Annotated in this window: 23 protein-coding genes and 1 pseudogene; 5 read left to right on the plus strand and 19 right to left on the minus strand. The window is 36.7% G+C overall.

What is annotated here, in order from left to right; translation table 11 throughout:
• Positions 1-169 precede the first annotated feature (169 nt).
• The 3 genes from RT723_RS08280 (at position 170) to RT723_RS08290 (ending at position 2,195) form a co-directional block, all read left to right on the plus strand.
• The gene (locus RT723_RS08280) at positions 170-1,051 is read left to right on the plus strand and encodes a LysR substrate-binding domain-containing protein (RefSeq protein ID WP_216054186.1); all 882 of its coding nucleotides are present in this window, start codon (positions 170-172) and stop codon (positions 1,049-1,051) included.
• Positions 1,052-1,239: 188 nt separating this feature from the next.
• Positions 1,240-1,749 carry a hypothetical protein gene (locus RT723_RS08285; RefSeq protein ID WP_216054187.1) on the plus strand — a complete coding sequence of 170 codons (510 nt, stop codon included), beginning with the start codon at positions 1,240-1,242 and terminating at the stop codon, positions 1,747-1,749.
• A gap of 224 nt (positions 1,750-1,973) precedes the next feature.
• Positions 1,974-2,195: a DUF3820 family protein gene (locus RT723_RS08290; RefSeq protein WP_216054188.1), complete on the plus strand. Its 222-nt coding sequence runs from the start codon at positions 1,974-1,976 to the stop codon at positions 2,193-2,195.
• Positions 2,196-2,214: 19 nt separating this feature from the next.
• On the opposite strand, the gene RT723_RS08295 is transcribed toward RT723_RS08290, so the two are convergent.
• The 19 genes and pseudogenes from RT723_RS08295 to RT723_RS08385 all read right to left on the minus strand — a co-directional run bounded on the left by RT723_RS08295 (position 2,215) and on the right by RT723_RS08385 (position 19,938).
• On the minus strand, positions 2,215-3,873 hold the full coding sequence (locus tag RT723_RS08295) for a tetratricopeptide repeat protein (protein ID WP_315947178.1): 1,659 nt from the start codon (positions 3,871-3,873) through the stop codon (positions 2,215-2,217).
• Positions 3,874-3,929: 56 nt separating this feature from the next.
• On the minus strand, positions 3,930-4,847 hold the full coding sequence (gene nlpI / locus RT723_RS08300; protein ID WP_216054190.1) for a lipoprotein NlpI: 918 nt from the start codon (positions 4,845-4,847) through the stop codon (positions 3,930-3,932).
• Between the two features lie 175 nt (positions 4,848-5,022).
• Positions 5,023-5,556 carry a DUF3750 domain-containing protein gene (locus RT723_RS08305; RefSeq protein WP_315946630.1) on the minus strand — a complete coding sequence of 178 codons (534 nt, stop codon included), beginning with the start codon at positions 5,554-5,556 and terminating at the stop codon, positions 5,023-5,025.
• A gap of 29 nt (positions 5,557-5,585) precedes the next feature.
• Positions 5,586-5,960 (minus strand): Fis family transcriptional regulator, encoded by a 375-nt coding sequence (locus RT723_RS08310; protein ID WP_315946631.1) that lies wholly within the window; start codon positions 5,958-5,960, stop codon positions 5,586-5,588.
• Positions 5,961-5,971: 11 nt separating this feature from the next.
• The gene (locus tag RT723_RS08315; protein WP_216054193.1) at positions 5,972-6,463 is read right to left on the minus strand and encodes a YcgN family cysteine cluster protein; all 492 of its coding nucleotides are present in this window, start codon (positions 6,461-6,463) and stop codon (positions 5,972-5,974) included.
• Positions 6,464-6,496: 33 nt separating this feature from the next.
• On the minus strand, positions 6,497-7,174 hold the full coding sequence (locus tag RT723_RS08320; RefSeq protein WP_252731637.1) for a fumarylacetoacetate hydrolase family protein: 678 nt from the start codon (positions 7,172-7,174) through the stop codon (positions 6,497-6,499).
• Positions 7,175-7,198: 24 nt separating this feature from the next.
• On the minus strand, positions 7,199-8,221 hold the full coding sequence (locus RT723_RS08325) for a lytic murein transglycosylase (protein ID WP_216054194.1): 1,023 nt from the start codon (positions 8,219-8,221) through the stop codon (positions 7,199-7,201).
• A gap of 41 nt (positions 8,222-8,262) precedes the next feature.
• A complete protein-coding gene (locus tag RT723_RS08330; RefSeq protein WP_216054195.1) occupies positions 8,263-8,544 on the minus strand; it encodes a YcgL domain-containing protein in 282 nt (93 codons plus the stop codon).
• 31 nt (positions 8,545-8,575) lie between these two features.
• Positions 8,576-9,718: a ribonuclease D gene (gene rnd / locus RT723_RS08335; RefSeq protein WP_315946632.1), complete on the minus strand. Its 1,143-nt coding sequence runs from the start codon at positions 9,716-9,718 to the stop codon at positions 8,576-8,578.
• 75 nt (positions 9,719-9,793) lie between these two features.
• The gene (gene fadD / locus RT723_RS08340) at positions 9,794-11,446 is read right to left on the minus strand and encodes a long-chain-fatty-acid--CoA ligase FadD (protein WP_315946633.1); all 1,653 of its coding nucleotides are present in this window, start codon (positions 11,444-11,446) and stop codon (positions 9,794-9,796) included.
• A gap of 91 nt (positions 11,447-11,537) precedes the next feature.
• Positions 11,538-12,392, minus strand: coding sequence for an alpha/beta hydrolase (locus RT723_RS08345; RefSeq protein WP_315946634.1), 855 nt, complete (start codon positions 12,390-12,392; stop codon positions 11,538-11,540).
• Positions 12,393-12,395: 3 nt separating this feature from the next.
• On the minus strand, positions 12,396-13,217 hold the full coding sequence (locus tag RT723_RS08350) for a class I SAM-dependent methyltransferase (RefSeq protein ID WP_315946635.1): 822 nt from the start codon (positions 13,215-13,217) through the stop codon (positions 12,396-12,398).
• Positions 13,218-13,275: 58 nt separating this feature from the next.
• Entirely contained in the window at positions 13,276-13,860 is a 585-nt protein-coding gene (locus tag RT723_RS08355) for a Slp family lipoprotein (RefSeq protein ID WP_315946636.1), read from the minus strand.
• A 42-nt stretch (positions 13,861-13,902) separates the two neighbouring features.
• Positions 13,903-14,502 (minus strand): TetR/AcrR family transcriptional regulator, encoded by a 600-nt coding sequence (locus RT723_RS08360; protein ID WP_216054201.1) that lies wholly within the window; start codon positions 14,500-14,502, stop codon positions 13,903-13,905.
• A 135-nt stretch (positions 14,503-14,637) separates the two neighbouring features.
• Complete coding sequence (tsaB, locus tag RT723_RS08365) at positions 14,638-15,321, minus strand: tRNA (adenosine(37)-N6)-threonylcarbamoyltransferase complex dimerization subunit type 1 TsaB (RefSeq protein WP_315946637.1); 684 nt, start codon at positions 15,319-15,321, stop codon at positions 14,638-14,640.
• 1 nt (position 15,322) lies between these two features.
• Positions 15,323-17,235: pseudogene (yoaA, locus tag RT723_RS08370) on the minus strand (DNA repair helicase YoaA).
• Between the two features lie 23 nt (positions 17,236-17,258).
• The gene (locus tag RT723_RS08375) at positions 17,259-17,855 is read right to left on the minus strand and encodes a DNA-3-methyladenine glycosylase I (RefSeq protein WP_315946638.1); all 597 of its coding nucleotides are present in this window, start codon (positions 17,853-17,855) and stop codon (positions 17,259-17,261) included.
• 48 nt (positions 17,856-17,903) lie between these two features.
• Positions 17,904-19,130 (minus strand): NADH:flavin oxidoreductase/NADH oxidase family protein, encoded by a 1,227-nt coding sequence (locus RT723_RS08380; RefSeq protein ID WP_315946639.1) that lies wholly within the window; start codon positions 19,128-19,130, stop codon positions 17,904-17,906.
• 202 nt (positions 19,131-19,332) lie between these two features.
• Complete coding sequence (locus RT723_RS08385) at positions 19,333-19,938, minus strand: peroxiredoxin (protein ID WP_216054205.1); 606 nt, start codon at positions 19,936-19,938, stop codon at positions 19,333-19,335.
• A gap of 241 nt (positions 19,939-20,179) precedes the next feature.
• On the opposite strand from RT723_RS08385, the gene RT723_RS08390 reads away from it, so the two are divergent.
• On the plus strand, positions 20,180-20,374 hold the full coding sequence (locus RT723_RS08390; protein ID WP_216054206.1) for a (2Fe-2S)-binding protein: 195 nt from the start codon (positions 20,180-20,182) through the stop codon (positions 20,372-20,374).
• Between the two features lie 160 nt (positions 20,375-20,534).
• Positions 20,535-20,999 (plus strand): bacterioferritin, encoded by a 465-nt coding sequence (bfr, locus tag RT723_RS08395; RefSeq protein ID WP_216054207.1) that lies wholly within the window; start codon positions 20,535-20,537, stop codon positions 20,997-20,999.
• Positions 21,000-21,002: the final 3 nt, after the last annotated feature.

Consider the following 21,002-nt stretch of genomic DNA (forward strand, 5'->3'; position numbering starts at 1 on the left):
TTAGGGCACCCATTTTGGTATTTTCTTTTTACTTTTTAATCACAACTCACCAAGCTGGTGCAATATACAAACTAATAATTATTATTTATAACAATATCAATTAGTTACACTCTGGCTCAGGCATTGCTTATTCATGCTGTACTTTCAATATTTATAACAAAGGTGTTATATGGCTGTTCAAACGCCAATTCGAGGCTTAAGGTCTTTTTGTGTAGCAGCTAAATGTTTAAGTTTTAAACATGCAGCGGCTCAACTCTACCTAACCCCTTCTGCTATTAGTCACCAAATTAGATTATTAGAGCAGCAAATAGATAAACAACTCTTTCTAAGACAAACTCGTGCTATAGAATTAACGGAAGATGGGAAATTATTTTATAAAAAAGTAGCACCTATCATTGAGCAATTAGAGACGACGATAACTGAGTTTACCAACTCAAGCTCAATGTCTTCAATTAGCATTACTTTGCCCGAATTTTTCTCAAGTGAAGTATTTGTTCCAAGGTTAAATGAGTGGTCTGAAAACCATCCAAATATTAACTTGCAATTAGAAACCGTTAAAAATAGAACACAAAGCTCTAAAGATACGAATCTGTCTATTGTACTTGCTAGTAGTAAGCCAACAGATGCAATTGTCTATGAATTATTTCCAATTAGCTACATGCCTGCATGTAGCCCTGATTTATTTAAAAAGCTGAAACCATTTGGCAAAGAGGCGTTAAGTCAAGCGCCATTAATTGTTCATCAATCTAGACCATGGGCATGGCATCAATGGGCAGAAGAAAATGATATCGTCGATTTTTCTCCTAAACGTATAGTTCAAGTAGACAGTATGTTTTCCGTGGCAAGAGCGGCACAACAGGGAATAGGAATCGCTTTAATACCTTTACCGTTAAGCCAAAATTGGTTTGATGAAGGTGTGATTTACCCACTTTTTGAACAACAGTTAAAAACCAGAGATAAGTATTATTTAATTCAGCATGATTGGCACGCCTCAAGAGAAGATTTAGATATCTTTGTTCAGTGGCTACTGACTGAATTTGGAAAATACTAAATTCTGTTAGTGTTTTAAATAGAACTGACCTTGGTAATTTTAGTCGATTGCAGGTCAGTTCTTTTTTATTTGTATAAGTGAATTATATTGTTTTATTGAAGTGATTTATCTCCTTTGTCAACCCTGCTCAGATTCACTAGAGTAACCATAACGAAAACATTCGTTGCCCTAAATACTCGGAGAATGACATGAAAAAATTATTAACATTAACCCTCACTACCCTATTTGCTTCAAGCGTAATGGCTGAAGCTCCAGCAACGTTTAAAATGGCCGTTGTACAAGGTTCAGATGGTGCATCTGATATCCGTAAAGGTAATTATGAAAAAGGCATCAATAGAATTGTTGCTCGCACATCAAACACAAAGGCAGATGAGCAAGTTGCTATGCAAATGAATTTATGTGTTGCTTATGCAAACTCGGGTCAGTTTGACTTAGCAAATAAAGCTTGTGATGAAGCAATCGTTTTATCTAAAACATTTGTTGAAAGTGACAGTTCTGCGGCACGTTTTGTATCGTTAGCTTTAAATAACCGAGCTATATTCAAAACTAAAATGCAAGACTTTGATGGCGCATTACAAGATTTAATGGAAGCGGCTGAAGTTAAAAACACATCAATAATTGAAGGTAACTTATTAAAACTGATCCACCAACAAGCGGACAATATTCAATTTAAAACAATGCAGTTAACACAGGCATAATTAAGGGTGTAATTTTGATTAATCCATTGAAACGGGAGGCTTTTACTAGCTCCCGGCAACGACTTAAAAGGTTTTAATGTTGATGACTTAAAACCTTTTTTTATTTATCCCTTCCTGCTTAAATTACAAATCAATTACAACATCATTATTTTCTAAATAAGCGTTGCTTTTTGTTTCTGCATTATTGATCATCTACCATTAAAGAATACTCTGGATTAACCTTAATGTTTGACCCGCAATCGATGAAAGAAGCGATCAATACAACCATGCCTTTTGGTAAGTACGCTGGCAGAAAATTAATAGAATTACCTGAACCCTATTTAGTTTGGTTCCATCAGAAAGGCTTCCCAAAGGGAAAATTAGGCCAACAACTGGCGTTATTATATGAAATTAAATTAAATGGCTTAGAAGGCATGTTAAAGCCATTAATTGACGACAAACGATAATGTTAAATCTAGTGTTTGTTTATAGGGGAATATTTAATGCATTTAATCGCTTACTCGCGAGTTTATTACCCAATGATTTAGATTGTTGGTAATAATCTAATGCCTTTTCAAGAGAAAACTCACAGCCCCAGCCCATTTCGTGGCACTTAGCATAAAAATATAAACCGTAAGGGTCTTTTAGTTTAGCCGCCTGTTGATACCAATAAGCTGACTTAACAATATCCTGTGGCAACCAACTACCGTCAAGATAACCGTGACCTAATAACAATTGAGCATTAACATTTCCCAGCTCTGCGGATTCTAACAATAAATTATAAGCATCTGTGTTTTGGCTATTTTCAATATGTCGTTGTGCTAACAGGGTCATTGCCGGTGTGTATTGTTGTTCAGCAGCGACTTCAAGCCACTTCACATACTCAATATCTAATAATTCAATTTGTGATTGTTCTGTTGCACGGCTTTTATTATTTAAATAATAAACCCAAAAGTTCATCGCTACAGGCAGTGTTTTTGTGTAATCGAGTGTCTGTTTTATGGTTTGTGCATATTCTGACGACAAAGGTAAATCTAAAAACTCCATAAAACTAGGGGTGGCGTACTTTTTATACGCGTTAAACTCAGAACCAACACACGTTTTTGCGGGGAATAATTTATGACCCACCAAGCTTTCTAGTTGGTTTACATTCAACTTTTTTGGTGCAACAAACAAATTAGGACTTATCCATTTAGCCTCAGATACTGAACACAATTGCTGTTGTTGTTTTGCTTTTAGTTGATACTCATCAACCAACCCAAGCCAATGCGCTAATTCGTGTATAAATACACTGTCATTATCGAGTTTATCTAAATACATCAAACCACCTCGAGTATTGGCATCCCCTTGATCCACTATCACCATAAGATGGGTATAGTTAACAGGTGCAACATCGATAATATTGGTTAATGTTTGCGCTAACTGGTTTAAGTTACATTCAATCCGGTTATAAATATCAGGCTGACAAATAATTTGCAGTTCTATTGTCACTTGTGGTGGTAAAAAACAAATCGACAAATCACTCAGAGCGGAACGGGACAATGCAGCTTCAAACTGTTTGGCTTTACTCAGTAACGCAGTTGATTCCACTATCGCTTGAATTGTTATTTTACACTTGAGCTTAGGAATAACCTGGATTGCCTTATGAACAATAGTTTCTGACAGGTTTTCATTTAATGTTACTGCTACATTCCCTGGAGATTTGTTTTGTTCTGAACGGTCAAGAAATATAGATAATAAATTTTGTACTTGTTGATATTGTTGCGTTAACGACCCACCTAACCGGTTTAATACATTTAAATGTAATTGTTGAAAATCATATGCCGATTGCCATTGTTTAGCGTTCACTAATAGTTGGAGTTTTTCTAACGTTGCTTGTTTATGGCCAAGGTTAATTGCTTGTTGTAACCAAACGTGTTGATTGTTGTTATTTTGTGCTTTTAATACGGAATACCATGAATATAGGCCATCAATATGATTTAAACTGGCGGCTTTTTTCAACCACAGTTCATCCTGCGTGAGTAAAAATAGTTGGTAGTTGGCATCGGCATTATCTAACTTTGCCGCGGTATAAATATATGATTGTGACTGAGTGAAATGATAATTGATTAATGATGTAGAAAAAATAATGCTGTCGGCTTGCACCAACAGCAAAAATAGTAGGTTTACCAATAACCTGAAAGCAAAGATTACTCCATCCATTATTGGTTAGTAGGTAACAAGCCTAAATATTGTTGTTTATCTTTTTTATATAATTCATTTAACTCTAATCGAGCGTATTTGTGTTCCACAAATTCATGAACATTCGTAGACAACACAAGCCTAAAATAGTTTTTCGCCGATTCTATTTGATTGTTGATTAACTTCAACTTAGCTAAATAAAAATACCCTTCACATAAACGATCCACTAGCTGTCTACCGTCTGTAAGGTTTTCACCCATATTATTAATAAAGTCTTGTTCACTTAGGTTTCCTAAGTACAAAGCAACAATGTCATTTGCCCATTTAGATTTATCTAACATTTTGGAGTTACCCATCAAACGTAATCTAGCTTCTTTTGGATTACTTTCATATTCAGCTAAATATAACCAAATTGCTCTGTATGGGTCAGTCTGATCTTTGATAAAAAATAATTCTAAGTCTTCTATGGATAACCCATTTCGACCATAATAATGTAATGCAATCCCTCTATTTAGATGGGCATAACTATGATCAGGTTCTATCTCTAGTGCCGAATCGAATGCTTCAAATGCTTGGCTATACTGGCCAATTAAGGTCATGTGTATGCCGATGAAATTATACGCATCTGCATGATCTGGTTTTAATTCTAATGCTCTACGAAAATCTAATTGCGCTAAAGAACGTAACCCTAAACTGTCATATATTACGCCACGGTCATATAACATTTGTGCTAGTTTATCTTGATCTAATTTAACGTGATTGATGATTTGTGTCAGTTTGGCAATTGCCAATTCACTTTTATAATCAACAGCAAGCGGTTCTGTAATAACAACATTGTTTACAATATGGGGTTGGCTATTATCCAATACCTTAGGTTGAGTGGCACATCCAGCCAACAAACTTGTTGCGACAATTACAGCCAACAAAATGGGTTTCATATTCTCTCCTACCTATAGAAACCTATTAATAACATAAATTTTCTATGGTAATAAGTACTAAATCGCATCGGGTTCAATATGATACAACTTAGGGTTAAATGTTAACTTTTTAGTTAAACGACTAGTGTAAAGAAAGACAAGAAACTTAAGAAATCGTTCATCGTCCTTTATTGTTTTAATTAGAAGCAAATCCACTGCCAATCGCTCTAAATGGCACATCTAAATTCAACTCTGGAATTTGTAAACCAATCCAAGTCGGAAACGTATTGCTGTTAGGTCCAGGGAAAAGGGTATATTCATTCGCCCAAGGATAACGCTTTACCGCCTCTTTGATTTTAGGAATTAATTTCGCAGCTTTATCTCCGCTAATAGATAATATTTTTTCTGGTTTTGCTCCATACCAATACCTATCTGGCGTTGTAGTTGTATACTCGCGTAAAGCTGGCAAGCCTCTATTCACTCGCCAACCGGTAACCTCATATACGGTATATTCGCTAGCATCTTGTTCTTTTACTGCCACCCAGGTATGGATAGCAAACCAACCTCGCCAGCTAAACGCATCCGCCCCATAAAACTCGATAATCGCTTGTTTTTCTATATTGGGCTTGGCGGCAAGCCCAGATGATTCTCTACTCGCTGTTTGCCAATTCGTATTTGTACAAGCTGATAACAAACTAAGTAATAAAGTAATGAACACAAGTTTAGGCATAACAACTTCCATTTTAGATAGTAGATATATTAGGAGAATGAATAACGAGCTTTGATACGCTCTGCCCAATGACCATGATTATCATGTAAACAGCAATCTTCACTGTCATATTGGATCAGATTGTCGAGTTTCTTTGTGTTAATTCCAATCGCATTAAGCTGTTTATTTAAAACGGATAGCGCCGACAATGGATTTACTTTAACTTGATTATCCAATGATAAAAAATGCGCTACTTGCTGTTTACTTTCGAACACACAGATCACCCGAAGGCTATTGGGGAAAGAGGCATAATTAACCACATGCGTTAACCATTTAAAACCAGGTACGTCTTCGAAATAGACTTCACATAATTCAGTTAAGATAGCTCTAATTTGATTGTCGATTTTTTTATCAGATTTACGCATACAAAGTTTATCTAATCAACATCCTGTAAAGGCCAAACAACGATAAAGTCTTCGTATTGCTGTTCTTCTACTAAGTTATCAAACACAACTTTGCCTCTTACAGACATACCCGCTTGATGCATTTTAGATTTTTTACCTTTGTGTAATAACGGGTGCCAACTCGGTAAACCTCGACCTTCTTGTAATCGTCGATAGCTACAACTACTTGGCATATAAAATACTTGATCTAAATTGTCCTGAGTTAATTGTACACAGCTAGGCACTAAGGTGGTACGTTCTGGATACACAGTACATTCACACTTTTTATCATTTAAAAACTGACAAGCAACAGAGGTAAAATGTAATTGTTCTGAATCCGACATAACATTGGTATCGACCATTTGGTCTTGCTCGTCATCGTCAATTAATTTATGTAAACAACATTTGGCACACCCGTCACATAATGACTCCCATTCGCTACGAGTCATTTGTTGTAATGATTTAGTTTTCCAAAACGGTTCCATCTTTTCTCTTTCTATACAAAGTTAAATTTAAATTCAACGTACAACTGAAGCAAATTGCCAAGTTTTCTCACCTGAGGATATCGTTAACGTTAATTGGTCACTATTTTTTAACGGTCCAACTCCAGCCGGAGTTCCCGTTAATACAACATCGCCAGGCATTAATGTAAAATGTTGACTCATCTGTGCAATCAGTTCATTTATAGGCCTGATCATATCTTTGCTATTACCGTTTTGACGGATTTGTTGGTTTACCGTTAATACTAAGTCACTATTTTGAGGGGATGTTATTTCTGATTTGTTAATAAATGGTGATATAGGACAAGCCCCGTCAAAACCTTTCGCTAGCTCCCAAGGTCGACCTTGCTGTTTTAACTTTGATTGAACGGTTCTTAAAGTTAAGTCTAAAGCTAACCCGTATCCCCAAATAGCATCTTGAACTTTGTTTGCTGTCACTTTTTTTAATGGTTTAGAGATTAACACAGCTAATTCCAACTCATTATGGCAAGGACCAGCTTGTTTTGGGATCTCAAAACTAGGTTCAACTGAACACAAGGCGCTATTAGGTTTGATGAAAAAAAGGGCCTCTGGACGTGTGACACTGTTTAATTCTGCAATATGATCAGCGTAGTTTTGCCCGATGCACACTACCTTCCCGGCTGGAAAAGGTAGGTACTTTCCTTGTATATCTTTATGATGATAAATCTGTTCCATAACAAACGTCCGATAGAAGTTGAGTTATAAAATTTTAGGGTAACCAATTCTATCAGCTAACGTGCCTACAGAAGTTACAAAGTAATATGAACGATTCCAATGCATCAAAGATTTATAGTTATCATAAGCAAGATATATACGACCTTGAGCGTCATCTGGTGTAATCAATACCGCGTCAATATCAACACTTGGTAACGCACTACCATCCATTCTTGTTACCCCTAATTCACGCCAATTTACCAATGATTTTTCCGCACCTTTCCAGTTATCTAACCATTGCCTACGACCTTTACTGCCTTTTGGCATGATCAATGACATATCAAAGCCGCTAGGAAGCTTCACTTGACGGCCCCAAGTTTTATTGTCGGACCAACCTTCCGATTTCAAATAATTGGCAATTGAAGCAAAAACATCAGCTTTATTATTCCAGATGTCTTTTTTACCATCGCCATCGCCGTCTGCGGCATAGGCTAAAAATGACGTTGGGATAAATTGACATTGCCCCATAGCTCCAGCCCATGAACCTAAAAATTTATCTTCACTAATATGACCTTGTTGTAAAATAGTTAACGATGCCCACAACTGATTTTTAAAGAATGTTTCTCTACGTCCGTCATAGCTCAAGGTAACCAACGAATCTATAATTGGCATTTTCCCTTGGATGCGGCCAAAATTGGTTTCTAATGCCCACAGTGAAACAATAAAACGGGGTTGAACGCCATACTGTTCACTTATCTTGGTTAATAAAGGAAGGTTTTCTTTATATGCGTTTCTAGCCTTGGTAACTTTCCATTCAGGTACGCGTTTTGGTAAATAAGTATCTAATGTTTCAACAAACTCAGGTTGGTTTTTATCTGCTTTAACCACTCGTTTAAGGTAGTTTAAATCTTTTAATGTTTCATTAACAAAGTCGGAAGAGAAACCTTTAGCAACCGCTTCTTGTTTCAAATTTTCCACATATTGATCAAAACTTACTTTTGCAGCAAAACTGCTCGTTGTAGCTGATACAGAAAAAAACAAACCAGCTAACCAAAATTTAATTTTCATAATTCATCTCTATTTAATTTGTAACCATTACACTATGACGACTAATCTGAATAACCGTTCAACTCTTTATATTGATCTAATAGATTTTTTTCTGGCGGCGGCAATTGCAGGTAAAAACCATTATCAGTTAATTCACTTTTTACCTTAGCTAAGTCAGCTTGCCCTAATTTTTTTCTACCATCTAAATCTAACGTCATAAATAATTTAGGCGTTCCGATCAATGTCCTCAACGCTTCTGGCACTTTAGAAAAATCATCTGCTTTTTCAACATATAAAAATGCATCTGCTTTTTTTGAACATTTATAAATTGTACAAAGTTGCATCTAACCTCCTCACCTACTCTAGATTAACTATTTATAATGAATGCTGTTCATTCCACTTAAGAAGAACAGGCTTTAATAACTCATAACGCCATGATAATTCAAAGTCGGATACTTCAGCATAAGGTACTTGCCAAACCCACTTAATCCACTGATTTAACTGTTTCTTTGTGGCCAGTAACTCCATTGGTACATTTAATTCTACAGACCTTTGAGTGATCATTTGTTTCAGTGTTTTGAAACTTTGTTTATACGTTGGGTAGTCAGTTAGTCGTGGCACTTTTACAGGCCAAGATCCCTCTGGTATTTGCTTCGCTTTATCAACGCATGAAATGAGTGCTTTACCATGAATACGCGTTTCATGAGGATTCAAGTCAGGGATCTTTTTTAAGATATTAATATCTGATGGGCGACGCTGTGCAACGCTAAATAACGTTGCATCTTTTACCACAAACCCCAGTGCTAAATCTTTTTCTTGCGCAACACTTAATCGCCAATAAGCAAGTTCTTGGAGTGTCGCTAATTCTCTTGAGCTTAATTGCCAAGCATTACCAAAATCGAGAAACAACTGGTCAGTTTTTTTATCTTGCCATTTTTGTTTAACTTTTAAATTGGCTTCATCCAAGTTGTATTGTTGAAGACCAGCCTCAATCAATTGCTCGTTTAACTTATGATAAAGAGGCAGCAAATACTTCACATCGTTCATTGCATAATGTAATTGATTATCAGTAAGAGGACGTTTTAACCAGTTGGTTCTAGCTTCGCCTTTATCTAACTCAACACCTAATTCTTGTGCAACCATAGCACCAAAGCCTAGCACTTTTCCTTGAAACAGAAATTGCCCTGCAATTTGTGAATCAAACAAAGGAGTCGGTAATCGTTTGGCATAATATTTAAAAACTTCTAAATCTTCATGACACGAATGTAATACTTTAACAATTGACTCGTCTGATAACAGCTGCCAAAAAGGTTCTAGGTCTAAATCGCATAGAGGATCGATTAAGGCTATTTCTCTGCCATCAAAAACTTGGATTAATCCTAAGTGTGAACGGAAAGTTCTAGTGCGGACAAATTCGGTATCTAAGGCGAGTACATCGGCCTGTTTTGCTAACTGACAATATGTATTTAACTGAGCTTGGTCTTTTATATACAGATATTCACTATTCAACTTGTTCACACTATTTCCATCTAGAAACAAAAAAGCTGACATCAGCCAGCTTTTTAAAATTAAACTCAAAGTAGTATCGAGTTATCAATCTTTTAACAATCGGCGTAAAATTTTGCCAACGTTAGATTTTGGCAATTCGTCTCTGAATTCTATCACTTTAGGTACTTTATATCCCGTTAATCTTTCACGACAATGGGCAATTACATCTTGCTCAGTTAGTGATTGGTCTTTTTTAACGACAAATAATTTAACTACCTCACCAGAGGCTTCATTTGGTATACCTACAGCGGCACACTCTAAAATTCCCTCATGGGTGACAGCAATATCTTCAATTTCATTTGGGAATACATTAAATCCAGACACTAAAATCATGTCTTTTTTACGGTCTACAATGTACAACAGGCCTTGCTCATCGAGTTTAGCAATGTCACCTGTTGCGAACCAATCACCATGCATAACATGAGCAGTGTCTTCAGGTCTGCCTAAATAGCCTTTCATTACTTGAGGACCTTTTACCCATAACTCGCCAGCTTCACCTATAGCGACATCTTCACCTTCATCAGACATTAATCTAATATCGGTTGAAGGTGCTGGAACACCGATGCTTCCAGTGTATTTACCAATGGTATAAGGAACAAAGGATACAACAGGAGCACACTCAGTTAAGCCATAACCTTCAAGTAGATCACATTTAGTAGCTTCTAACCAACGTTCTGCTACAGCACGTTGAACTGCCATTCCACCGCCAATACTTAATTTTAATGACGAGAAATCTAATTCTGAAAATCCTGGTGTATTTAACAAACCGTTAAACAAAGTATTAACGCCACTAATTGCAGTAAATTTATACTTACTTAATTCTTTAACAAAGCCCGGCATGTCTCTTGGGTTAGTGATCAGTAAGTTAGTCCCACCATACTTTAAAAACAGCAAACAGTTAGCCGTTAATGCAAAGATATGGTAGAGAGGTAAAGCCGTTACTATGGTATCTTTACCTTCATCTAAACAAGGACCCAATAAAGCCGAAACTTGTTCTAAGTTAGCGACCATATTACGATGCGTTAACATTGCCCCTTTAGAGACACCTGTTGTTCCACCTGTATATTGTAAAAAGGCTAGATCATCACCGGTAAGTTGAACTGGTTTTAATGTTAAGTCTTTACCTTGATTAAGCACGTCTTTAAATCTAATTGCATTTGGTAATGAAAATGCTGGAACCATTTTTTTGACATATTTAACAACAAAATCAACAACAAAACCTTTAGCACCTAACATGTCACCCATATTAGTTAAGATTACGTTTTCAACTGGCGTTTTAGCTAAAATTTTGTCTAAAGTGCAGGCAAAGTTACTAACAATTACGATGGTTTTAGCATTACTATCAATTAATTGGTGTTCTAATTCTCTAGGAGTGTAAAGAGGATTTACATTTACAACCACACCACCGGCTCTATGAATACCTAATAAAGCAACAGGATATTGCAATAAATTAGGCATCATAACCGCGACAGCATCGCCTTTTTTGACGCCTAACGTGTTTTGAAGATACGCAGCAAAGTGGTCAGCATATTCACCTAATTCGGCAAAAGTAATACTTTTGCCCATATTAATATAAGCAGGTTTATCAGAGAATTTAACAATGCTTTGTTCATAAATATCTAACAAAGAACTGTAATGCTCAGGATCAATATCAGCTGGTACACCACTTGGATAATTATTTAACCACGTTTTTTCCAAAACAATCTCCTAACGAATTAATTTTTCAGCCAGTAACCATACTTCAACTGATCGGATGAGACAAATAATTTTCACTCATTCTGTATTTTTATTAACCAATAAAGCGTTTTATTTCAAGAGCTATCCCGATTGGTTCATCCATATGGCAATGATGTGCACCAATAACGTCTTTTTTAATTAGATTAGGATAGTATGATTTATACTTTTTATAACCTGATTTGACCATTTCGTAACCATCTTTGGCGACGAACAACATCACTGGTGCTGCTATATGTTGGATTATTGAAATTGATTGTTGCTCACTTAAACGAACTGGGGAGCTGGTCCTTAGGCGTTTATCGGTTTTCCACTCGAAGCCGCCCTCTGTCTCATCTATGTTTCGTCTTACCAATAATTCAGCAGAAGTACTTTTAATTTTTCCTGCATTCGCTCTCGCTTTTATAGCAACGTTGAGTGATATATGTTTGGTTTTTTGTTTTTTTGATTGCGCTATTCGACTGTCTAATGCTTTTCTAATTTCAGTTGCGCCTTCACTCTGAGTAACTAACCCCACTGCATCAATAACGACTAACTTTTTAACTAATTCAGGATATACCCCCGCTAAAACGGTTGCCAACATGCCACCGAGGGAGTGCCCAACAATAACAACTGGCTTATTTCCATATTTAACGTCGATGATATTTATTAAATCCGATACCCAGTCTATAAAATGATAATGGGTGTGTGGTGGTCGATGGTAGCTATTACCATGACCCGGCAGATCGATAGCAGTCCAGTTATATTCTGGTAATTCATTCATTAGAGGGATAAAACTAGCGGCGTTATCTAACCAACCATGGATAGCCAAAATATGAATTTGGTTCGGTTGATGTGTGTTTTCTAATGCCGCTATTATGCCACTTGGTAACTTAATATTGCCTTCGTTAATCAAATGTTCTGGAACCAATACTTAGTTAACCACTTTAATAAACTTAAGTGTCATACGGTCGCTTTCTCCGATACCTATATACTTTTCTCTATCGGTATTTCCCATCGCTAACACTGGAGGCAATGCATAAACACCTTTTGGATAGTCTTTCGTGTCTTTCATATTGAGGTTCACTTCACTACGCTCAACAAGCTTAAATCCATTACGTTCAGCTGTTTCTATCACATAACGCTCATCTAAATACCCTTCACCAGCTGAAGATGCATTTTGTGATATTGCATTCCCTCTGTGTTGCACAATAGCTAAGATACCACCCGGCTTTAACACATCATGAATTAATTGAAGACCTTGTGCAAAAGCTCCAAATTCATCCCAAATATGTAAAGTACGAACTATATATGCGACATCGACAGGAGCGATGCCTTTTAGATCCATTAACTTAGGAGGTTCAAACTCAAAAAAGTTTACGTCACCGTATATATCTTTATCAGACATTTTTTCAATGTAAGTTAATGCATTTTTACTCCAAAATGCTTCTCTTTTATCTTGAGAGTTAAGGTTACCTGTAGCAAAAGTGACTGCGCTAAATTTCCCTTTTTCTTTGACGTAAGGGGCAAGTATTTCACTATACCAACCTTCACCTGGCCACATCTCTAAAACATGGTCAGTCGGTTTTGTGCCAAAAAATTCGATGGTTTCTTTAGGGTGCCTTGCTTTATCACGCGCTTTATTTTCATCACTTCGTATTGTAGATGCTAGTATTTCGTCAAGGTCGTTAGCAGAAGCAAAATTTATTAGTGCGTTTAGCCCTAATATAACCACGATAATTATCGATTTAAACATTTCAATCTTCCACTTAATTTTAAAGTTAACTTAAATACAACTAACAAAGATAATATCTTTAATTTTTAGATCTATTTGGTTTTGCTTGTCCCGTTGGCTTTTTAGTTTTCCCTTCGCCTATTATATATAAATGCCTTGCGCCACCTCGCCAATGCCAACGAGGGTAAGTTCCATGCCAACCATAATGGAACTGAACTTGTGCCGTTGGTTCGACTTTTTTCCACAAATGAATATTTTTACTGACTATCGTAGGATATGAGTATTCATACTCTCCAATTTTAGCAGTTTCAGATTCTTTAAGTTGACCTAAAGCGGTTATTGCTTTGCCTTGGCTATACACAGCCGGATCTACAAACCCTTCAACTACAACACGAAAACGACCTAATGGTTCATCTTTGGTTTGTGGTCTTCCGTTTTTACTTGCTGGGTAATACAAAACGTCTAACTTGGTCACCACCTTCTCATTCGAGACTTTGGCAATGACACCGCTCCATCTAGCCGTTTTTCCAATTAAATTTACGTTTGAGTTATCTAGATTTATAAAATCTGTGAGCTCAGTCCCTTCTGCAACTGCAACTTTTTCAGGGTAAGAAGCGCAACCTGATAATACTAAAGCTAAACATGTTACTAAAAAGCGATTCATATATATCCTTTTAAACTTGAGTTGAACAATTCATCGATATTCTTATATGTTTTTTAATTGTTTAACATAATCTGATAAAGCGGATGTCAACTGAGTATATACTTCTCTGTCTTGACAACTTTTTACCATTTGCGGAATACCACTCATGGTACACATAAAAAACAACGATATTTGTTTGCTATCTACATGAGCACCTACATCACCATTATTTTTTGCTGTTTCAATACCTTGGCTGATAATTTTTTGAATTGAACAAAATAGAGAATCAACTCTATGTCGTATACTCTCATCAACAGAGGCGAGTTCTGAAGCTAAATTGTGCACTGGGCAGCCACAACACATCTCTTCGTCGGAACCTTCTAAAGCAAGGCTTTCAACGACATTCGCTATTTCATTTATAGGGTCAGCTGAGATGGTTATATTGTTCCAGCGTTTGAGGAAGTTAACTTTATAAACTTCATCAAAGACAGCGTAAAGAAGTTCCTGTTTATTAGAAAAGTGATGGTACAACGCGCCTTTAGATATTTGCGCTTCAGTTAAAATATCGGACAAACTAGTGCCTTTAAAACCTTTTTGATGGAAAATTGTCGCTGCAACTTCCACTATATTGGTTCGTGTTCTGTCCGGATCTCGTAACGCCATAAGGGTCTCTTTCGAAATAAACTGATTATAAGGTATGCAATAATTGTTTTGATTATATAAGGGTTTAAAGTTTATACAATACGTTATCTGTAGATAACCATTTATATCCGACAGTTAAATGATTATAAAGTTCAATTAACGTCCCGGTAATTTCTTCCAACTTACTTCATCACGAACATAATTAGGTTGCGCAAGTTCAGCGGCAACTCCCGCACCTTTGTTAAAAGCATCTAAAGCGAGGGCCAACATAAATTTTGCATCCGGTAGTTCAATAATGCTGGAGGTAGCATTAAAACAAGTTGAGAGTTGTTCATTATATGTCCCCCAACCGGTTCCCACACTCATACTATTTTGTATTTGAAAATCATCTTTTTGCAATAACTCAGGTTTGATGACTATTTCGTTATCAAGTAATTGCGCTAGACCGTTCATGTTCTGATAACAAGCCAAATAAATTTCCGACATACGTGCATCTATTGCTGCAACCACAGATTGAGCTTGATGTTGTTCAATCGCTTGTTGAGCCATCATTGCTAAATTAGATACGCCAGAGACAGGCAAGTCGGCACCAAAAGCTAACCCTTGAGTGACTGAAACGCCAATTCTAACCCCTGTAAAACTACCAGGTCCTTGACCGTATGCAATTCCATCGAGTTGTGACAAGGTTAAGCCAGAATCGACTAATACTTGATCTATAAACGGCAATAATTTTTGTGAGTGCTGTTGAGGGCAAACTTCAAATACGGAGTTTATTTCACCATCATTATATAACGCAACTGAACATGCCTCTGTTGCTGCGTCTACTGCCAATATTTTCATTTTATAAACCTTTTAAGAATGTTTTTACTTTATCTAAATCACGAGTACGTTTCATATTGGGTAAGCTACGCATAAACACTTCTCCATATTGACGGGTCACTAATCTAGGGTCACAAATGACTAAAACGCCTTTATCCGTCACGTCTCTGATCAAGCGTCCAACCCCTTGCTTTAATGAGATCACAGCTTGAGGTATTTGCACATGTTGAAATGGCTCTAACCCTTTTAACTTGCAGTCTTCCATTCTGGCTTGTAATAAAGGTTCGTCTGGAGAAGCAAAAGGTAATTTGTCTATCATCACTAATGACAACATATCTCCACGTACATCCACACCTTCCCAAAATGATCCAGTTCCTAATAACACGGCATTTTTTAATTTGGTAAACTGTTCCAATAACAAACGTTTGCTTGTTGTACCTTGAACCAATACTGGATATTTAATTTCATCTTCAATCATTTTCGCAACTAGCGTCATTACACGATGACTAGTAAAGAGTAAAAATGCACGACCTTTACTCGCTTCAATCAATTCTAAAGCTAATTCAGAAAAAGCTCTGACGGCGGCTTTATCATTAGGCTCGGGGAAATAACGAGGTACGCAAAACATAGCCTGATTATTATAATCGAAAGGACTCCCTAAAATTTGGGTACGAGCATCTGGAATGCCTAACAATGAAGTATAATGTTCAAAATTATCATCCACAGATACCGTCGCTGACGTAAATACCCAAGTTGATTTAGACTCTTCAACAATTGCACCAAACTTATCCGCTATGGATAACGGTGTTATATGTAACGTGAAATGACGCTTAGTTGTATCAAACCAATAACTGTAGCCACTTTCTTGCGTTTGATTTACTTTTTCAAACTTACCTTTTAATTGCACCAAACGTTCAAAACAATTATCTATCGTTTCTGTCCGAGAAATGGCTAATTTGGTAACGTCATACAGAAAATTAAAGGCTTTTAAAACATATTGAATAGCATTAACAATATCGTCAGATTTAGATTTATCACGCCAGTTACCACGTTCAGGATCTTCAGCAAATACCAAGCGCATATCTAAAATGTTTTTTTCCAATGTCATTGCCGCTTTATTTAATTGTGGCATATCGCGCAATTGAGATTGATATTCCGCTTGAATATCTTTACAAAGTTCGAACACCTGACGAGAAGAAAAATGCTCACCAAAATACTCCGAAGCTATGTCAGGTATCTGATGAGCTTCATCGAAAATGATAACGTCAGTATCAGGGATTAATTCGCCAAAACCTGTATCTTTTAAAGCAAGATCAGCAAAAAACAAGTGGTGATTTACGACTATCAAGTCCGCTTCCAATGCTTTTTTCTAGCATTCATAACATGACAATCTGCAATATTGGGGCAATCTTTACTTAAACAGTTATCTACTGTACTAGTGACAAATGGTAAAACACGGCTGTTTTCTTCTATTGATGTTAATTCACCTATATCTCCACTATCCGTTTCAGACGACCATTTACGTACATTAGATATATCACTAATAAAACTGGGGTCATCATAAGGAGGATGTTGCCCATTAACCTCTAAACGATTAATGCAAAGATAATTACTTCGCCCCTTTAACAAGGCTGTTTTCATCATAGGCCTTAACGCTTTTTTTACGAGCGGCAAGTCTCGATGAAATAACTGTTCTTGCAGTGCTTTGGTACCGGTAGACACGATTACTTTTTTACCTGCTAATAATGCCGGTGCTAAATAAGCGAATGTTTTACCGGTTCCTGTTCCAGCTTCTACAACTAACTGGGCTTTATCTTTAATTGCACCTTGTACCGCAGTTGCCATATCCAGTTGCGCCTGCCGAGCTTTAAAACCAGGTATAGCTTGTGCTAACGCACCATGTTCAGAAAAACACTTAGAAATGGAATCACTCAACTCAATATTCACTTATTTATTGCTTAATTTGACTGGTTACACTCATGGTATGAGATGCAGGTAATTAAATGGTCGTTCACCATTCCCACGGCCTCCATGAATGCGTAACAGATGGTAGGTCCTACAAAATTAAAACCTAACTTTTTTAACGTTTTAGACATTAACCTTGATTGTTCGGTTTCCGTTGGAACTTCAGATTTAGTTTGCCAGCTATTAATAATTGGTGAACCGCCAACAAAACTCCATAAAAACTCACTAAAACTACCAACTCCATGCTCTGATTCGTAGCGCACAAAAGCCTTTGCATTCTTAATAATAGAATTAATTTTTAGTCGATTACGTATAATACTAGTATCTAGCATTAACGCATTTACTTTTTCATCATCAAACTGACTAATCAATTCAGGATTAAAATCAGCAAATGCATTTTTATAACCTTGATGTTTTTTCAAGATCGTTATCCAACTAAGACCTGCTTGTTGACCGTCTAAACATAGTTTTTCAAATAACTGTTGTGAATCATATTCAGGACGCCCCCAAACATTATCATGATAATCAATATATATTGGATCTTGCCCGCACCACGTACAACGGCTATCAGGTTTATTTTCAATCGACACGAGATCCCACAACTTGTTAAGAATGGCTTATTTATACCATATTATCGATTATCGACTCATTAACTTTTGGTAACGTTTAGTCAGTTTTGCGGTTCTAATTTGATCTAATATTAATGTAAATAATGGGGATAATTTTGCACTCGCCGCTTTTCCAGCTCCCACACGTCTCAAATTACGTTTAACAACGGCCATGATAGCCAATCCACGCAAGGTTTTATTTTTCCAAGTTACTTTTGGTATCGCAATCTCTACACTCTTACCTAACTGCCAGCGGTTAGGTAAGTCAGGCTGTAATGCAAGTCCAGTGGCAATTCCCACAAGGTCTACGCCTTGCGCTAGTACGGTTTTTGCGGTGGCAAATTTATAAATGCCGCCGGTGGTCATAATTGGCACCGTTGTACTCTTTGCAATAGTTTCAGCAAATGATAAAAAATACGCTTCTCTTTTTAAAGTGCGCCCATCCGCCGTTACCCCTTGCATTGCAGGTGCTTCGTAACTACCACCGGATAACTCAATCATATCAATATTTAACGCTTCAAGTGATTTAACCACAGACAAAGCATCATTCTCATCAAAACCGCCACGTTGGAAATCTGCTGAGTTTAACTTTACCGCAATGTTGAATGTTTCTGATACGTTAGACTTAATTGCTTTAATAACTTCTGTTAACAAGCGAGCGCGATTTTCTAGTGTCCCACCCCACTTATCATCACGTTTATTAACCAAAGGTGATAAAAATTGAGCGATTAAATAACCATGTGCTGCATGAACTTCAACCCCATCAAACCCTGCAAGTTCGGCTTGTTTTGCAGTATCAGCAAAACGAGCAATGACATCTTCTATTTGCTCGTCAGTCATCGGCGTTGGTTGCCCAAATAAGTCGGATAACTTCCCCATATCGAGGGCAACATCAGATGGTGAAAAAACTTTGCCTCCCATCTTTCTATATACTTGGCGACCTGGATGACTAATTTGCATCCACACTTTGCATTGATTCTGTTTGGCCGCTTTTGCCCACAATTTAAATTGTTCTAAATCACTGTTTTTATCTAATACTACGCCACCAGGACCTGTCATGGCTTCTTTATCTATCATGACATTACCAGTTAATAACAAACCAGCTCCGCCTTTAGCCCATTGCCCATACAAATTTATTAACTCGCGACTTGGTAATAGGTCACCATCGGACATATTCTCTTCCATCGATGCTTTAACCAGTCGGTTTTTAATTGACGTTGAATTAGGAAATGTAAATGCGTTAAAAACAAGAGTCATTGAAGTAGTTCTTCCTTAAATTATACAGCTGAGCGAATTCATTTAATGCAGGAGGGAGTGAAGTTATTATACCAATATATATCGGTAGGAATATGCTTATTTTGTAAATTTATGTTGGTCGCGAACTTTGAACTCAAATAAAAAAGCCTTTGTTTCCAAAGGCTTTCATTACTGTTCAATTTATGCTCAACAGAGCGAAGGATTAAAGACCTTCAGCATTCTCAGATAAGTATGCAGCTACGCCCGCAGGAGATGCGTCCATACCTTTCTTACCTTCTTCCCAACCAGCTGGGCAAACTTCACCGTGCTCGCTGTGGAAGTTTAATGCATCAACCATACGTAACATTTCATCGATGTTACGACCTAATGGTAAATCATTAACTACTTGGTGACGAACTACACCTTCTTCGTCGATTAAGAATGATGCACGGAAAGCAACACCAGCTTCTGGATGCTCAGCGTCATATGCTTGAACGATTTCATGTTTAACGTCTGCAACTAGTGGATAACCAACTTGGCCAATTCCACCGTCAGCTACAGCTGTGTTGCGCCATGCGTTGTGGCTGAATTGTGAATCAATTGAAACACCAATTACTTCAACACCGCGCTTTTTAAAATCTTCTAATCTGTGATCAAATGCGATCAACTCTGAAGGACATACAAAAGTGAAATCTAGAGGGTAGAAAAATACTACTGCTTTTTTACCTTTTGTTGCTTCTGCAAAGTTGAAGTTATCAACGATTTCGCCATTACCTAAAACAGCTGCTGCAGTAAAGTCTGGTGCCTGACGGCCAACTAAAACGCCCATGAAATTCTCCATATTATTTATCAATCGTGAATTGCTCATTCACTCGTTTGTTACACCTCAATTATATATAGATTAAATTGATTAAACCAAGGGCATTTCTATATGAATTTTCGATTAGTATTATCGAATTCAACTATAAGGAAATAAATTGAATAAATGTGATAAAAAACAAACAAAAAAACTTGCAAAACACCCAAATGAGAATTATTATCACTCGCATCAGTTTAGTGAGGTGATAAATATGTTCGTTTGTCTATGTAAAGGCATTACAGATTCCGATATCCAAAAGTTAGTGCTAGAGCACGGCGTTGGATCTATTCGTGAATTAAAACAACATGTTGCCTTAGGAAGCGAATGCGGTAGCTGTACAAAAGTAGCTCAAATGGTAATCGATAACACAATCATCGACGAAACGTTATTTAAAGATGTTGGTTAATCCAACTTTATATTCAAGTCTATCCCTTCTAGATATAAATCTAACTGCAAATCATTGTCATTATTAACTCGTTGTTTTCATTGATTTTTTCAATATTTCTTTGTGTATTTAAATTCAATCATTATACTTACCTCATTATTTATAATGCTGAGGCAAAGTTATGCAAAGTACCTCCACAATACTAACCATGTTAAACGAAGTGTTAACCACTGAATTAACCTCAATTAATCAATATTTTTTACATGCCCGTATGTACAAAAATTGGGGATTTAATACTTTAAATGATAAGTGTTATAAAAAATCCATCATGGATATGAAACAAGCCGATAAGCTAATAGAACGAATTCTATTTTTGGAAGGCTTACCTAATTTACAAAGACTAGGAGCATTATCAATTGGTGAACATACCGTTGAAATGATCCAATGTGATACCGCCGTACAGCTCACTCAAATCGAACAAATGAAAAGTGCTATTGCGTTATGTGAATCAGAAAAAGACTTTGTCACACGTGAGCTTCTTACTGAAATATTAGAACATGAAGAAGAACATTTAGATTGGTTAGAAACCCAAGATTACCAAATTCAAAGTATGGGTATTGATAAATACTTACAAGCTCAACTTTAACCC

The organism is Psychrosphaera aquimarina (assembly GCF_032461525.1).
Lineage (GTDB): Bacteria > Pseudomonadota > Gammaproteobacteria > Enterobacterales > Alteromonadaceae > Psychrosphaera > Psychrosphaera aquimarina.

What these genes read in the sequence shown, in the direction of transcription:
- RT723_RS08280 (WP_216054186.1), top strand. Translation starts at nt 170, where the DNA reads ATGGCTGTTCAAACGCCAATTCGAGGCTTAAGGTCTTTTTGTGTAGCA.
- RT723_RS08285 (WP_216054187.1), top strand. Translation starts at nt 1,240, where the DNA reads ATGAAAAAATTATTAACATTAACCCTCACTACCCTATTTGCTTCAAGC.
- RT723_RS08290 (WP_216054188.1), top strand. Translation starts at nt 1,974, where the DNA reads ATGTTTGACCCGCAATCGATGAAAGAAGCGATCAATACAACCATGCCT.
- nlpI (WP_216054190.1), bottom strand. Translation starts at nt 4,847, where the DNA reads ATGAAACCCATTTTGTTGGCTGTAATTGTCGCAACAAGTTTGTTGGCT.
- RT723_RS08305 (WP_315946630.1), bottom strand. Translation starts at nt 5,556, where the DNA reads ATGCCTAAACTTGTGTTCATTACTTTATTACTTAGTTTGTTATCAGCT.
- RT723_RS08310 (WP_315946631.1), bottom strand. Translation starts at nt 5,960, where the DNA reads ATGCGTAAATCTGATAAAAAAATCGACAATCAAATTAGAGCTATCTTA.
- RT723_RS08315 (WP_216054193.1), bottom strand. Translation starts at nt 6,463, where the DNA reads ATGGAACCGTTTTGGAAAACTAAATCATTACAACAAATGACTCGTAGC.
- RT723_RS08320 (WP_252731637.1), bottom strand. Translation starts at nt 7,174, where the DNA reads ATGGAACAGATTTATCATCATAAAGATATACAAGGAAAGTACCTACCT.
- RT723_RS08325 (WP_216054194.1), bottom strand. Translation starts at nt 8,221, where the DNA reads ATGAAAATTAAATTTTGGTTAGCTGGTTTGTTTTTTTCTGTATCAGCT.
- RT723_RS08330 (WP_216054195.1), bottom strand. Translation starts at nt 8,544, where the DNA reads ATGCAACTTTGTACAATTTATAAATGTTCAAAAAAAGCAGATGCATTT.
- RT723_RS08350 (WP_315946635.1), bottom strand. Translation starts at nt 13,217, where the DNA reads ATGTTTAAATCGATAATTATCGTGGTTATATTAGGGCTAAACGCACTA.
- RT723_RS08355 (WP_315946636.1), bottom strand. Translation starts at nt 13,860, where the DNA reads ATGAATCGCTTTTTAGTAACATGTTTAGCTTTAGTATTATCAGGTTGC.
- RT723_RS08360 (WP_216054201.1), bottom strand. Translation starts at nt 14,502, where the DNA reads ATGGCGTTACGAGATCCGGACAGAACACGAACCAATATAGTGGAAGTT.
- tsaB (WP_315946637.1), bottom strand. Translation starts at nt 15,321, where the DNA reads ATGAAAATATTGGCAGTAGACGCAGCAACAGAGGCATGTTCAGTTGCG.
- RT723_RS08380 (WP_315946639.1), bottom strand. Translation starts at nt 19,130, where the DNA reads ATGACTCTTGTTTTTAACGCATTTACATTTCCTAATTCAACGTCAATT.
- RT723_RS08385 (WP_216054205.1), bottom strand. Translation starts at nt 19,938, where the DNA reads ATGGGCGTTTTAGTTGGCCGTCAGGCACCAGACTTTACTGCAGCAGCT.
- RT723_RS08390 (WP_216054206.1), top strand. Translation starts at nt 20,180, where the DNA reads ATGTTCGTTTGTCTATGTAAAGGCATTACAGATTCCGATATCCAAAAG.
- bfr (WP_216054207.1), top strand. Translation starts at nt 20,535, where the DNA reads ATGCAAAGTACCTCCACAATACTAACCATGTTAAACGAAGTGTTAACC.